A 13,876-nucleotide genomic window follows, 5' to 3' on the forward strand; every position below is an offset into this window, starting at 1 on the left:
TCACTTACCGTTTCAACCGGCGCTTCAATCTTTCGGCGATGACAGACCGGGTGGTTCATGCCGTCTGTATCTGCACCGCACGTCCCGAGCGTCTCCTCAGGAGAGCGGAGCTTGCTACCTAATCAAGCCTTGCTTTGAAGATTTCAGCTCTTAGTAGTGAGCAGAACCTTCTAGATATTTGAGGATGACATGGCCGCATCGACGGATGGCATGGCCCGATCGGCGGACGGCATGGAGCGGGAGCTGGCCCGGGAGCTCACCCAGCTGCGCCGCAAGGTGAGTGTGGCGGTGGTGCTCACCGCACTGGTGATGCTCTCGAACCTGCCCCACATGCTCGGGGTCCACAGCCTGCCCTTCCTGCCGGCCTGGTTCACCAGTCCCTGGACCCAGTTGATCCTCACCACGCCGGTGCTGTTCTGGTGCGGCCGGGGCTTCTTCAGCGGCGCCGCCTCGGCCTTTCGCCAGCATGGCGCCGACATGAACACCCTGGTGGCGGCCGGCACCGGCATCGCCTGGCTCACCTCGTTGTTCAGCACCGTCTTTCCCCAGCTGCTGATCGCCGAAGATTTGCCGGCAGACGTCTATTACGAAACCACAGCCGTGATCCTCGCCATGGTGCTGCTGGGCAACCTGCTGGAGGCCCGCGCCCGGGGACAGACCTCCGAGGCCATCCGGCGTCTGCTGCAGCTCCAGCCCCCCACCGCCCGGGTGCTGCGGGACGGCCAGGTGGTCCAGATCCCCGTGTCCCAGGTGGTGGTGGGCGATCTGGTGCAGGTGCGCCCTGGGGAGAAGCTGCCCACCGATGGGGTGGTGTGTGAGGGCAGTTCCTGGGTGGAGGAATCGATGCTCACCGGTGAACCCACGCCTGTGGCCAAGGCGGCGGGCGATGCCGTGATCGGCGCCTCGATGAACCGCAGCGGCAGCTTCACCTTCCGCGTCAGCCGGGTGGGGGGCGACACGGTGCTGGCCCAGATCGTCGAGCTGGTGCGTCAGGCCCAGAGCTCCCGCACCCGGGTGCAGCGCCTGGCGGATCAGGTGGTGAGCTGGTTCGCTCCGGTGGTGATCGCCCTGGCCATCGCCGCCTTCGTGATCTGGTTCCTGGTCAGCGGCAATCCGGTGCTGGCGATGCTGTTTCTGGTGAGCGTGCTGGTGATCGCCTGTCCCTGTGCCCTGGGCCTGGCCACCCCCACCTCGATCATGGTGGCCTCCGGCAAAGGGGCGGAGAACGGCCTGATCTTCCGCAGCGCTGAGGCCCTCGAAACCGCCGGCAAGCTGCGCACCATCGTGCTCGACAAGACCGGCACCCTCACCCGCGGCCAGCCGGAGGTGACGCAGTTCGAGCGACTGTCCGGTGGGGTGGTGCCGGCTGACAGCCTGCTGGCCCTGACGGCCGCGCTGGAATCCCGCTCGGAGCATCCCCTGGCCGAGGCGATCGTGGCCTATGCCACACGCCAGCTCAACCCGGGCAACCTCCCGGCGGTGGCGGGCTTCGAGGCCGTGGCGGGACGCGGCGTGCAGGGAGTCATTGCCGGCCAGCAGGTGCTGGTCGGCACCCCGCGCTGGTTCCCCGAGCTCGGCATCGACACCGAAGCCCTCCAGCCCCTGGTGGAGCGGCTGGAGGCCCTGGCCTGCAGTGTGGCGGCGGTGGTGGTGGACGGGCGGATCGAGGCCTGCTTCGGCGTGGCGGATCCCCTCAAAGCCAGTTCAGAAGCCGCCGTTGCCGCCTTGCGGCGCCTGGGATTGCAGGTGGTGATGCTCAGCGGCGACGCCCGCCGCACCGCCGAGGTGGTGGCCGCCCAGGTGGGGATCGAGCGGGTGATCGCCGAGGTGCGCCCCGCCGACAAGTCTTCGGTGATTCGCAAGCTCCAGGAGCAGGGCGAGGGCCTGGTGGCGATGGTGGGCGACGGCATCAACGACGCCCCCGCCCTGGCCCAGGCGGATGTGGGCATCGCCATGGGCACCGGCACCGATGTGGCGATCGCCGCCAGCGACATCACGCTGATCTCCGGCAACCTGGCCGGCGTGCCGGCGGCGATCGAGCTCAGTCGCCACACCATGGCCAACATTCGCCAGAACCTGTTCTTCGCCTTCGCTTACAACGTGGCCGGCATTCCGATCGCCGCCGGTGTTCTCTTTCCGCTCACCGGCTGGCTACTCAGCCCGATGATCGCCGGCGCCGCCATGGCCTTCAGCTCGGTGTCGGTGGTGAGCAATGCCCTGAGGTTGCGGAACTTTCGGCCCACGCCCCTGCCCGTTGCAGCCAGCTGATGACCCATCTCTTTGCTGCCGACTTGATCCATGCCGAACCGCTCTGGCGCACGATCGAGCAGCCCATGGCGCTGAAGGCATTGGTCGCCACCGTGGGTGTGGCGTTGATCGTCTGGGAACTGTGGTGGTTCCTGGGTCGCCATGGCGATGGGGTGGCGGCCCGCGAAGGGGAGCAGGGCCTGCAGGAGATCACCATCACCGTGGATGGTGGCTATGCGCCCTCAAGAATCAGAGTCAAGGCCGGCCAGCCGATGCGGCTGGCTTTTCACCGGATCGATCCGAGCGGCTGTGTGGCCCAGGTGATCTTCCCCGATTTCCACAAAACCCTTGATCTGCCCCTTGATGCCACCACAACCCTGGAGTTGCCGCCTACCGAAGCCGGTACCTATCCCTTCCACTGCGGCATGAACATGGTGCGAGGCGTGCTGGAGGTGGAGTGAGGCAGGAGGGGGATCCAGGTTGATCGCGTCCGCTCAGGCGGTGATCTCCAGAATGCCCATCATGCCCAGCTCCTCGTGATCGAGGATGTGGCAGTGGTACACACTGCGCCCGGTGAAGTCGTCGAAACGGGTTCTGATCCGTACCGTTTCGCCTGGGCGCAGCAGCACCACGTCTTTCCAGGCGCGAAAGGGCTCGGGCTTGCCGTTGCGGCTGATCACCTGGAAGGGGTTGATGTGCACGTGAAAGGGGTGGTCCATCACTCCGACATTCACCAGTTCCCACTCCTCCGTATCGCCGAGACGCACGCGGGTATCGATCCGGCCGTGGTCGAAGGGGCGGCCATTGATCAGGAACACCATGCCCATGCCGGGGGCCATGCCGTGGTTGAGCACGAAGCGGCGACGGCGCACCGGCTCCGGCAGGAGCTCGACCGGCAGCAGGCGCTCCGGCAGCGGCAGGGGCGCCACCGATCCCGCGTAGGTCAGGGTGGCGATCGACACCGGACCCTGCTGTCCAGGGCCTGATCCCATGCCCATGCCACCCATCATTCCGCCGGCCCCCCGGGTGTAGGGAAGGTTCAGCAGCCGGTAGCGGCCGCCCTGCCGCTCGCCGCGCACCAGCACCTCGGCGCGCTCGCCGGGGGCCAGCAGCAGCTCCGCCAGCTCCACCGGTGCTTCGAGGGCACCGCCATCGGTGGCGATCAGGTGGAAGGGATGCTCCTCCAGTGCCAGTCGCCAGAAGCGGGCACTGGAGCCGTTCACGATCCGTAGCCGCAGCAGACCACCGGCGGGCATCGAGAGCGTCGGGTTCACCTGGCCGTTGACGGTGAGCACCGCTCCCTCGCGCCCCAGCATCAGTCCCATGCCCATCGGGCTGGAGCCCCTCTCAGCGGCAAGATCCTTGAGGAAGAGCACCTGCTCGGCGGCGGCCCGCACCGCGGGGATCCGATCGAGGGCACCGCGCACGATCAGCATCCCTCCCAGGCCGCCGAACACCTGATCGGCCACCGTGCCGTGGCTGTGGGGGTGATAGTAAAAGGTGCCGGCGGGATGGTCGGCCGGCAGGGTGAAGGCGTAGGAGTGGCTTTTGCCTGGGCCCACGCTCAGGAAGACGTTGTCGGCACTGCCGCCAGGAGGGATGTGGAGGCCGTGGTAGTGGATGTTGGTGGGGCGAGGCAGGCGGTTGTGCAGGTTGATCCGCACGGCATCACCCGGATCGATCTCCAGCAGGGGCCCTGGCAGCAAGCCGTTGTAGGTGAGCGCCCTGGCCGGCCCCCCTGGGGTCGCAACTTCGGTCTCCTGCGCCACCAGATCCAGGTCCAACCGTCCGCCGCTGGAGCGCAGGCGGGACGGAGCGGTCGCGCTGGCGCTGCCTGCCGAGCGGAGCTGTCCCGAGCGTCCCAGCAGGGCGGCGCCGGCGGCGCTTGCGGAGGCACCGGCCACCAGGGCAAGAAAGGGGCGGCGGCCGAGTCGCAATGCCATCGCTCCCTCAGGCGGGGATCTGCAGGAAGGGACGGTGGGATCCGTCGCTGCCGAAGGAGAAGACCGTGTAGGACTCGCTCCCCAGAGACGACTCCATGCCCGGCGAACCAAGGGGCATGCCCGGCACGGCGATGCCCGCCACCGCGGGTCGCTGCCGCAGCAGCAGCTCGATCGCCTTGGCTGGGACGTGTCCCTCGATCGCATAGCCAGCCACCGTGGCGGTGTGACAGGACGCCAGGTCGGCGGGGACCTTCAGGTTGCGCTTGATCGTCTCCAGATCAGCCACCACGTGATCCTCCACGCTGAAGCCCTCGGTGCGCAGGTGATCCAGCCACCCCTTGCAGCAACCGCAGCTGGCCGTTCGATACGCGATCACATGCCGGTCTGCAGCCGAGGACTCGGATATCGAGGCACTACTGGCAACCGATGTCCGGATGGTGGACGGCGCAAGCCAGTAGCCAACACCGACCACGGAGAGCCCCGCCAGGATCGCGGCTAACAGCCACCCCCGACCGTGCAGCCGTGACGCGCGTGGGGGGCTGGAATGATCTGGATCGATCCCTTGGAATCCCATACCCAAGCGCCTGACGGGGGATTTCAAACACCTTAATGTCTCCATCTTGCAGGAGAGTCAAGAGGGCTTGATCTTCTGGTGTACGAGCAGATCAGCTCATGCCCTGGTGACACGCTGCAGGGACCTTGGGAACGTGTCCTTGCCGAAGTCGTGGCCTGGAGCTCAGAGGGTAAAGAGCGCGTCGTACTTGTGGTACTCAGGCTTGCGCAACCCCTCCACCGCCAGCATGCGGCGCAGCTCCCGGATCTCGGCCCGTTGCGCCACGATCACCTGCCGCGCGAAGCGCCGGATCGTGGGGTTGGTGCTCTTGGCCAGGGCGTCGTGGGCCATGATCAGCGCGCCGCCGTGGTGGTCGAGCATCCCTTCGAGGAACCACACCACCCGGTTCTCCCTGGTGGGTCCGTCGCCCATCATCCGCATGCCGTCGATCTGGGCCTGGCTCATGCGGGTCAGACCAGACAGGCTGTTGGGATCGCCGCCTGCTGCCAGCGCCACCGGATAGACGGGAGCCTGCGGGTACCAGGCCTTGCGCCAGAGGCCCATGGCGCGGATCTCATTGGCCTGATCCCGCCAGATCCTCTTGCCCAGGGCCCCGACACCGGGTTGGCCGATGTCGAAGACGAATTCGCTCATGCGCAGGGCACCGGTGTGGTGCTGCACCATGCCGTCGATGAAGCGCAGGTCGTAGGTGGCGCCGGCCGGGCCCACGTCATGGGCATGACCGGCATGGGCAGGATCCTCTCCGGTTGGGGTCGTCATGCCTGGCATGCCGTCCATGCCGCGATGACCCTCGTGGGGATCCACCTGGGCGAAGGCCCCGAAAGACATCGTGTACGACAACAGCGCAGCTGCAGCCAGGGCCATGAAGCTGATCCGAAGCGTGCCTGCTGGCATCACAACAAGGCGAATGAGGCCACCGTATGGGCTCCTCTTCACTGGAGAGTCAAGGTTGGCGTCGGTGGTCTCTCGCCTTGCTGGCACACCGGACAGCAGGGTTGGCCAAGATCAGACGCACAACCCAAGGGTCTCCGCATCCTCCCCAGCATCTGAGATGGCCTTGTCAGAGCACCAGAGAACGGCCGTGCACCAGAGAACGGCTGGCCAACAGAGATCAGCCGTGCCGCTGGAGGACGCAGCACCCACACCCACCATCACCTTCCCGGCCATCCGCCGCGGTGCCCTCACCACCCTGCAGGTCAACCTCGGCTACCGCTGCAATCAGGCCTGCAGCCACTGCCATGTGAATGCCGGTCCCAGCCGCACCGAGATGATGGACGACGCCTCCCTGGCGTTGATCCCCCAGGTGCTGCTGGCCCGCCGGATCCACACCCTCGACCTCACGGGCGGCGCGCCGGAGCTTCACCCCCGCTTCCGCGAGCTGGTGGTGGCCGCCAGGCAGCTGGGGGTGACGGTGATCGACCGCTGCAATCTCACGATCCTGAGTGAACCGGGCCAGGAGGATCTGGCGGTCTTTCTTGCCGAGCAGGGCGTCACCGTGGTGGCGTCGCTGCCCTGCTATTCGGCCAGCAATGTCGACCGGCAGCGTGGCGATGGTGTGTTCGTGCGCAGCATCGCGGCTCTGCGCCAGCTCAACGCCCTCGGCTACGGCCGGCCCGGGTCCGGCCTTGAGCTTCACCTCGTTTACAACCCCCAGGGCCCAGTGCTGCCGCCGCCCCAGGCCAGCCTCGAGGCCGACTACAAACGGGTGCTCGCGGCCGACTTCGGCATCGTGTTCAACCAGCTGTTTGCCCTGGCCAACATGCCGATCCAGCGCTATGCGGCCGTGCTGCAGTCCAGTGGTGAGCTGGAGGCCTATCAGCAGCGGCTTCGCAGCAGCCACCGTGAGACGAATCTGGCCCAGGTGATGTGTCGCTCGCTGATCAGTGTCGATTGGCAGGGAACCCTCTACGACTGTGATTTCAACCAGCAGCTGCGGCTTCCCCTCGGTGCCACCTCGGGGGCCGAGGGTCGCCGCGCTCACCTGCAGGATCTGCTGCACTGGGATCCAGCCTCTGAGCCGATCGCGGTGGCAAACCACTGCTTCGGCTGCACGGCCGGCAGCGGCTCCAGCTGCGGCGGCGCGCTGGAGTGAGCCCCCTCATTCCGGCGGTGAGGTCTGGCAGGCAATGAGGTCCGGGGCCCAGCGCCGCGCCAGCTCCAGAAGGTGCGGATCCAGGCTGGCCAGGTCTGCGGGGGTGTCGATGTCGACCAGTGGCGGTTGCTCCTGCCAGGACCAGCCTGCCGCTGTTAGACGCCGCCGCGTCTGCTCCAGCACCACTGGGGTGCTCCAGGGCATGGCCTCGAACAGGCTGATCTCAAACCGCCGCAGGCCCAGCAGCACGTAGCCCCCATCCTGGCTGGGTAGCAGCGTTGCATCGTGATCCCGCAGCTGGGCGGCAGCGCTGCGCAACTGGCGGGTGCCCAGAGCGGGGCAATCCATGCCGATCAGCAGCACCGGTTCACCCATCGCCAGGGCGCGCCGCGCCGCCCGCGCCATTCGCGCCCCCAGATCCCCCTCCCCCTGCTCACTCCAGGCCAGATCCGGCGGCAGGTTCAGTTCCTGCCAGAGGGGCAACTGCCGCGAGGGCGCCACGCAGAGCTCCACCGGGCCGAGGGCGGCCTCGCTCGCACTGGCCGCCGTGCGCTCCAGCATCGCGGCAGCCAGGGCCGCCGCCCCCCGGGCTCCGAGGGCGGGGATCAGGCGGGTCTTGACCTGGCCGGGCACCGGCGCCTTGGCGAAGAGGATCGTGCGGCAGGTTTCGCTCACGGCGGTGATCGGCGGAGGGACCCGGCGGGCTGCCGCCAACCCTGGCAGTGGAAGAGCGGTTCCGGAGTGGCGCCACAGTCGTCGAACCCCTGATCCAGAGTGAAGTCCTTCCGCCGGTGGTCAGCGCCTGCAACAGGCCTGACCCCTGTGCGCCCTGCGCCGCTCCCCTGAGACCCCATGACCGCCGATCCCTCCACCTGCTCCAGTGGCGCCGCTGAACTCACCAGCGTGGTGCGGCAGTACTACGGCTCCACCCTCACCAGCAGCGACGACCTGCGCACCACGGCCTGCTGTGATGCCACCGCCGTGCCGCCGGAGCTCAGGCCCCTGCTGGCGCGCCTCCACCCCGAGGTGCTGTCGCGCTACTACGGCTGCGGCCTGGTGGCGCCACCCCTGCTGGAGGGGGCCCGGGTGCTGGACCTGGGCTGCGGCAGCGGCCGGGATGCCTACCTTCTCGCCCAGCTGGTGGGCCCCAGCGGTGAGGTGGTGGGCGTCGACATGACGCCCGAGCAGCTGGCCGTCGCCAACCGGCACCGCGAGTACCACGCCGAGCAGTTCGGCTACGCGAATGTGCGCTTTGTCGCCGGCATCATCGAGCAGCTGGATCAGCTCCATCTGGAGCCCGCCAGTTTCGATCTGGTCATCTCCAACTGTGTGGTGAATCTCTCCACCGACAAGCTGGCGGTGTTGCAGGGGGTGCGGCAGCTGCTCAAGCCTGGCGGGGAGTTCTACTTCGCCGATGTGTATGCCGACCGGCGCATCCCTGAGGCCCTGCGCCAGGATCCGGTGCTCTACGGCGAGTGCCTCAGCGGCGCCCTCTACTGGAACGATTTCCGGCGGCTGGCTCAACAGGCCGGCTTCCTGGATCCACGGCTGGTGGCGGATCGTCCCCTGGCGATCACCGACCCTGACCTGGCCGCCAAGACCGGAGAGATCCGCTTTTTCTCCGCTACCTATCGCCTGTTCCGGATCGATGGCTTGGAGGATGCCTGTGAAGATCACGGCCAGGCGGTGATCTATCGCGGCACGATTCCGGCCCACCCCCATCTGCTGCGCTTCGATCAGCACCACGCCATCGAGACGGGCCGGGTGTTTCCGGTGTGTGGCAACACTTACCGCATGCTTGCCGAGAGTCGCCTGGCGCCCCATTTCAGCTTCATCGGCGACTTCAGCCACCATTACGGCCTGTTTCCCGGCTGCGGCGGAGCCCTGCCCTTCACCTCTGCCTCAACGGGCAGCGCCTGTTGCTGAACCGAGGCGTCGAGCCCGGGCCTGAGATCAATCCTCAGCGATACAGCCGGGCCAGGGTCGAGGCCGGCACCCCAAGCCGATAGGCCAGCCGCAGGCTCCACATCAGCAGGATCGTGCGAACGACGCCGTTCCGCTCCCAGCGCCGGCCTGAGGTCGTCACCCGGGCTTTGAGGCAGACGGGTGGGGCGAGGACCTTCAGCCGGGCTGAGAGATCCACGTCTTCCATCAGCGGCTGCGGCCTGAACCCGCCGCTCTGCCGGTAAGCCTCGCGGGTCATGAACATGGCCTGATCGCCGGTGGCGATGCCACTGAGGCGGGAGCGCAGGTTCATGGCCCAGGCCACCACCGCCAGCATCCGTTGCTGCCCGTCGATGCGCACATCGAACCGGCCCCAGCAGCGGGGGCCCTGCAGGCTGCGGCGCACCAGCTCCAGGCCATCGGCGGGCAGCTGCGTATCGGCGTGCAGGAAGAGCAGGATCTCGCCGCTGGAGCGCTCGGCTCCCGCCTGCAGCTGCCGGCCCCGGCCCCGCTCTGCCGCAACGACCTGGAGGCCGAGCTGCTGAATCAGCACGAGTGTGCCGTCTTCGCTGCCGCCATCGACCAGCAGCACCTCAGCGCCGCTGGCTGCCATCGCTTGCCACGCCGCGCCGAACTGCCGGGCAGCACGGGCCTCATTCAGCAGTGGGATGATCACACTGAGGCGCGGCTTGAGCCGCGGATCCTGGACCGGACCGTTGTCGAGGCGGCTGCTGATCGTCACGCTGCCGAGGGGGACGGCTTCAAGTCCGGGCACTTTGATTCGGCGCCGGGGGGATCGACGAGCATCGAACCCACCATGGCGAGCGGGCACCGAAGCGGCTGCTGGAGTTCGACCTGCTGCTGGCGCTTTGCCGCCGGCGACAAGGTGGTGGAGATGTCAACAACGACGATAGGGATATGTTCAGCGGAGTTGTGGGCACCATGGATGCGTTGCATGCCGACAACAGCAAACAGACCGTGCTTTTTTTACGGGCGTGCGGTGATCGATGGTTGGGGTGAACTCGACAATCGGCTGCCGGCCTATCCCTGCACGATTCATAAGGTCAGGGAAGTGAAGACCTGGCGGTGGTGATTCCCTTGCTGCCGTAGGAGTACGCCGTGCTGCAGCGCAACCTGGTGTTCACCGGCATCACACGCGGAAAGCAGCTGGTGGTGCTGTTGAGCCAGACGAAAGTGCTGGCGATGACTGTGATGAATCACCTGGATCGCAGCGCTACACCAGGCTGGTCCCGTGACACCGCGATCATTCAGTCCTGGCTCCCAGTTGACCGGACGACGCTCAATCTGCCGGGGCGTCGAATCCGCCCTAAGATCTTACGACAAAGACGCCATGGGGTGTGGGACTTCGTCGGCGACTGTTCGCGATCCAGACAACCACCTTGGCGATCGTCACCGTAGCCGCGATGGGGGGCTGGGCCCTGAGTTCCTGGACCAGCCATCGGATCTCGGTCCAGGCCAGTCGGGTCGCGCTTCAATCTGACAGTCTCACCCACCTCAGCTTCAACCTGCTGCAGGCTGTGCCCCACATGGGCCAATACTTACTACCAGGCCCCCCTGCTGAGCTGATCAACCAGCTGGATCGCGACATTGAGGGCCTCAGGGGTTTCAGCGCTTCACTGGACGAACAGCTGGCTTCCTTGGTCATGGCCTCAGCTGATCCCGCTTTCCATCGGGAACTGGAAGCCATCCGCCTGCTCTCGGTTCAGGTGTTGCGCAACCTGGAGAGAACGGCAGCAGAGGTCCGATCCGCCCAGGCCAGACAACAGCCGGTGTCGTCCGCTGTTCTGGAAACGATGCTGAGTGACCCGGCCATCACCGCCATCCGGCGCCACGGGGAAGAGCTGTCGGCGTTGCAGCGCAAACTCGACGACCAGCGCGACACACTCAAGCGAAAGGAGAATCAGGCGCTGAGGACTGGCTTTGCCTTCTGGTTGACAGGACTGGCGCTGGGTTGGCTTGTGGGCCTGCTGTTTGCCTGGCGAACCTCGGATCGGATTCTGAAGCCATTGTTGCAACTCGAGCAGCTGATGAAGACTCCTGGGGAAGATGTGAACACCGCCCTCCTGAGCTCCACAATCAAGAATGCCCCCATGGAGATCGGCAGCCTGATGCGCAGCTTCTTGAAGTTGGTGACAGAAGGACAGGAACTCACGGCACAGTTGAAATCCCTGGCCAGCACCGATGGCCTCACAGCTGTCGGCAACCGCCGCAGCTTTGATGAGGGACTGAGCGAGGAATGGAGCCGAGGTCTCCGCAGTGGACAACCGTTGAGCCTGCTGTTGCTGGATGTGGATCACTTCAAGCTCTACAACGATCTCTACGGACATGTGCAGGGGGACGCCTGCTTGAGGACCATCGCCGACGTCATCCGCAGCCAGGCCCGGCGCAGCTCTGACCTGGTGTGTCGGATCGGAGGTGAGGAATTTGCGGTGTTACTGCCTGAAACCCCACTGGCTGAAGCCACCAAGCTGGCCCACGATATCCTCGCTACCCTGGACGCCATGGCGCTCGTCCATGGCTCGAGCCCCGTGGTCGGGTGGGTCACCGCCAGCATCGGTGTTGCCTGCGCCATCCCGCAGCGCGATGAATCAGCAAGCCTGCTGAGGAACGAGCCGACCAGGCCCTGTATGTCCGCAAGGGGCGTCTGGGCCGTCATGGCGTGACCGTTGCTGAGCCGTCTGCCGATGTTTCCGTGGAATTGAAGACCGAAGATGCGCAGGACAGCTCTGTTCCCCTGCGCTGATAGCAGCTAAACTTCGCTGCTGAGAGCCTCCTGAATGATCGAGTTGTCGATCGGCGGCAAGGGTGCATCGGCGGGAAGCAGGTTCAGGTAAGCCTGAACCTCCCGCAATATCCTGAGGTTACGCTCAAGAATTCCGTCTGGGGCGAACAGTGGCTGTTGTTCGGTGAGGGACAGGAACACCAGGCCTTTGAGAGAGTCACGGAAAGCCTTCTCTGTCACACCTTCATGCCGGGCCATGATGGCGATAGCCGGGTGGGGCCGCTCATCCGCCTCATTGTGGGCGTCCTGCCAGACACGCAGCAGGCGGACCAGATCTCGTCGACGGCTGGCCAGGAAGTCAGGATCCACGACAAGAATATCGAAGATCTCGCCTGGAATCTCGCGGCTGGTGAACAGCGGGCGGACCTTGCCGGTAGCGATGGCCTGATCCGAAAAGGGCGGGAACATGGCAGCGGCAGCCACATCACCACGGACCAGAGCATCCGGCATCGCCTCCAGGGGCATGGGACTCAGCTCGACATCATCCAGTGTGAGATCGTGACGGGCCAGGGCTCGGCTCAGAACAAACGGGCCCAAGGTGGACGGAGTGATGGCCACCGGCAGGGAGCGGAGCTGGGCAATGGAGTCAAGGGAGCGTTTCACCACTACCTGATCCCCTCCACGGGACTCGTCCAGCACCAGCACCACCACCGGGCACCGTTTCGGAACCCGGTTGCAGAGGTCCACGGCCTCCACGGTGGTCAGCTGGGCCAGCTGAAGATCTCCGCGTAAGTAGGCGTGCACGATGTCCTGGGGATTGGCGTAGGTCTTCAGGTTGAGGGAGAGCCCATGGCGCCGGTCCAGCCCCAGTTCATGGGCCAGAGGAAAAAATTCATATCCCGGCCAGCGACTCACCGGCACGGTGAGAGTCGTGATGCTGGAACTGCAGCTGACCGCCCCAAGAGCGAGCGCGGCCAGACCAAGCCATCGCACTACGAGACGTGGAACGCCAGGGACGGACAGAGGCGCCACAGGAGAAGCCAGGTGCTGAGTGGTGGGTGTCATAGTATGACTTTTTTACAGTGACGTGGGGCCGGAGATGGCAGCTGCCACTTGGCCAGGTCCACCGAACATGATTTCTTCGATGATTCTCGATCGCCTGGAGGTGAGCAGGTTGGGCTGCTGCGTTCCAACAGTGCTATGGCGACTCGCTGAAGAAGAAGCCCATGCTCAAGGTTCCATCTGACCCGGCTCAATTCTGCGGTTATCTGCATCAGCTGGGCCTGCTTCTGCAACTGGTTTCATTCCAGAAGGTCTTGATCGCTTCAAGGCTTCTGGTGTTGGCTGGTTGATGGGGATGGCGGTTTGTTGCATGACGCTGCATTGACTGCCTTTCGCGTAGGGTTCGGGATGGGAGGCACCCCAGCGGACGGATCGCGTCAAGCTTGCCCTGATTTTGATGTGATCTTCGCAACAAACGCCCGGGGCTTATTTCTGTGCCTGCGCTCTGAGGTGGAAGCGATGCGTGATGGTGGTGACTCGATTGTCAACGTTGGGTCGGTTGCAGGTCAGCGTGCATTCCGAGGGAACAGTCTTTACAACGCCAGCAAGAGTGCGGTGACCCTGTTGACCAAGTCGGCAGCGGCGGAGTGTGCGCGATGGGGTGTTCGGATCAATGAGGTGTCTCCCGGGCCCGTTCTAACTCCGATGCTGACAGGTTTCCTTGAGAGCACAGAACATACGTCTGCACCGATGGCGGCAGAAAACCTGGCATCCGGTTTGCCGCTCGGTGGGATTCTCTCGCCCCAGGACATTGCCGACAGTGTCCTGTTTCTTTGCTCGCAGAAGGCTGCACACATCACGGGTTCGACTCTGGTGGTGGATGGTGGATTCGTTCTCGGCTGATCGTGGCAGGCTTGATTTGCGGAGATGCAACGACAAATCTGGCGGGATCAGGTGAATGGATCCGAGCTGAACGCGCTCCTCACCTCTGTCGACGGGACTATGCATTCCTGTTCGATGTGCTGAGGTTTCGATATGCTTCAGGGAGATATGGATAATGCCTTCAATCTGCCAGGAGCGCAGATTCTGCTGACCGGCGTGCCGAGTGGTGGTGTTTCATTTGTTTCATTGCCAAGCGAGCGGCCAGAAAATCATGTTGCAAATTTCCTTTCTGATGATGTCTCATCGACACAGCGCGATCGCTTTAAGAGTTTGCTGAAAAACCCCGCTTCCTCTGCGAGAATGAGTCAACTGCCCCAGGTTTGATGCGAGGTCAGCAGGAGCGCAGCGGCTCCTTGTTCTCCTACGTCTCGATCGAGGAGCGGATCCCG

General features: G+C 65.1%; 14 protein-coding genes and 1 pseudogene. 8 read left to right on the plus strand and 7 right to left on the minus strand.

The features are described from left to right. The 3 genes and pseudogenes from VB777_RS17170 to VB777_RS17180 form a co-directional block, all read left to right on the plus strand. Positions 1-122: pseudogene (locus VB777_RS17170) on the plus strand (IS1595 family transposase); the annotation flags it as partial. A gap of 67 nt (positions 123-189) precedes the next feature. Then, positions 190-2,268 carry a copper-translocating P-type ATPase gene (locus tag VB777_RS17175; protein WP_323250488.1) on the plus strand — a complete coding sequence of 693 codons (2,079 nt, stop codon included), beginning with the start codon at positions 190-192 and terminating at the stop codon, positions 2,266-2,268. After that, positions 2,268-2,708 carry a cupredoxin domain-containing protein gene (locus VB777_RS17180; protein WP_323250490.1) on the plus strand — a complete coding sequence of 147 codons (441 nt, stop codon included), beginning with the start codon at positions 2,268-2,270 and terminating at the stop codon, positions 2,706-2,708. The genes VB777_RS17175 and VB777_RS17180 overlap by 1 nt, the downstream gene beginning before the upstream one ends. A 33-nt stretch (positions 2,709-2,741) precedes the next feature. On the opposite strand, the gene VB777_RS17185 is transcribed toward VB777_RS17180, so the two are convergent. The 3 genes from VB777_RS17185 to VB777_RS17195 all read right to left on the minus strand — a co-directional run bounded on the left by VB777_RS17185 (position 2,742) and on the right by VB777_RS17195 (position 5,628). After that, positions 2,742-4,190, minus strand: a complete 1,449-nt coding sequence (locus VB777_RS17185) for a multicopper oxidase family protein (RefSeq protein ID WP_323250492.1) — start codon at positions 4,188-4,190, stop codon at positions 2,742-2,744. A gap of 7 nt (positions 4,191-4,197) precedes the next feature. After that, positions 4,198-4,566, minus strand: coding sequence for a DUF411 domain-containing protein (locus tag VB777_RS17190; RefSeq protein ID WP_323250494.1), 369 nt, complete (start codon positions 4,564-4,566; stop codon positions 4,198-4,200). 360 nt (positions 4,567-4,926) lie between these two features. Further along, positions 4,927-5,628, minus strand: coding sequence for a DUF305 domain-containing protein (locus tag VB777_RS17195; protein ID WP_323250496.1), 702 nt, complete (start codon positions 5,626-5,628; stop codon positions 4,927-4,929). Positions 5,629-5,887: 259 nt separating this feature from the next. Here VB777_RS17195 and arsS point away from each other — a divergent pair, with 259 nt between their 5' ends. Then, positions 5,888-6,856, plus strand: a complete 969-nt coding sequence (gene arsS, locus VB777_RS17200) for an arsenosugar biosynthesis radical SAM (seleno)protein ArsS (RefSeq protein WP_416238132.1) — start codon at positions 5,888-5,890, stop codon at positions 6,854-6,856. 6 nt (positions 6,857-6,862) lie between these two features. Here the strand turns inward: arsS and VB777_RS17205 are convergent, their stop codons facing one another. Continuing rightward, positions 6,863-7,570, minus strand: coding sequence for a TIGR04282 family arsenosugar biosynthesis glycosyltransferase (locus tag VB777_RS17205; protein ID WP_323250500.1), 708 nt, complete (start codon positions 7,568-7,570; stop codon positions 6,863-6,865). Between the two features lie 138 nt (positions 7,571-7,708). Here VB777_RS17205 and VB777_RS17210 point away from each other — a divergent pair, with 138 nt between their 5' ends. Beyond that, the gene (locus tag VB777_RS17210) at positions 7,709-8,782 is read left to right on the plus strand and encodes a methyltransferase domain-containing protein (RefSeq protein WP_323250501.1); all 1,074 of its coding nucleotides are present in this window, start codon (positions 7,709-7,711) and stop codon (positions 8,780-8,782) included. A 34-nt stretch (positions 8,783-8,816) separates the two neighbouring features. Here the strand turns inward: VB777_RS17210 and VB777_RS17215 are convergent, their stop codons facing one another. Both VB777_RS17215 and VB777_RS17220 read right to left on the minus strand, forming a co-directional pair. Further along, positions 8,817-9,542, minus strand: coding sequence for a TIGR04283 family arsenosugar biosynthesis glycosyltransferase (locus VB777_RS17215; RefSeq protein ID WP_323250503.1), 726 nt, complete (start codon positions 9,540-9,542; stop codon positions 8,817-8,819). Next, positions 9,539-9,757, minus strand: a complete 219-nt coding sequence (locus VB777_RS17220; RefSeq protein ID WP_197171249.1) for a hypothetical protein — start codon at positions 9,755-9,757, stop codon at positions 9,539-9,541. The genes VB777_RS17215 and VB777_RS17220 overlap by 4 nt, the downstream gene beginning before the upstream one ends. Before the next feature lie 443 nt (positions 9,758-10,200). On the opposite strand from VB777_RS17220, the gene VB777_RS17225 reads away from it, so the two are divergent. After that, the gene (locus tag VB777_RS17225) at positions 10,201-11,484 is read left to right on the plus strand and encodes a GGDEF domain-containing protein (protein ID WP_323250506.1); all 1,284 of its coding nucleotides are present in this window, start codon (positions 10,201-10,203) and stop codon (positions 11,482-11,484) included. Between the two features lie 86 nt (positions 11,485-11,570). Here the strand turns inward: VB777_RS17225 and VB777_RS17230 are convergent, their stop codons facing one another. Beyond that, positions 11,571-12,536, minus strand: a complete 966-nt coding sequence (locus VB777_RS17230) for an ABC transporter substrate-binding protein (protein WP_323250508.1) — start codon at positions 12,534-12,536, stop codon at positions 11,571-11,573. Between the two features lie 417 nt (positions 12,537-12,953). Between VB777_RS17230 and VB777_RS17235 the strand changes: the two genes are divergently transcribed. Both VB777_RS17235 and VB777_RS17240 read left to right on the plus strand, forming a co-directional pair. Then, positions 12,954-13,448 carry an SDR family NAD(P)-dependent oxidoreductase gene (locus VB777_RS17235; protein WP_322757972.1) on the plus strand — a complete coding sequence of 165 codons (495 nt, stop codon included), beginning with the start codon at positions 12,954-12,956 and terminating at the stop codon, positions 13,446-13,448. A 147-nt stretch (positions 13,449-13,595) separates the two neighbouring features. Beyond that, on the plus strand, positions 13,596-13,811 hold the full coding sequence (locus VB777_RS17240) for a hypothetical protein (RefSeq protein WP_323250510.1): 216 nt from the start codon (positions 13,596-13,598) through the stop codon (positions 13,809-13,811). Positions 13,812-13,876 lie beyond the last annotated feature (65 nt).

The organism is Synechococcus sp. CCY9202 (assembly GCF_034931685.1).
In the GTDB taxonomy this organism is placed as follows: domain Bacteria; phylum Cyanobacteriota; class Cyanobacteriia; order PCC-6307; family Cyanobiaceae; genus CBW1002.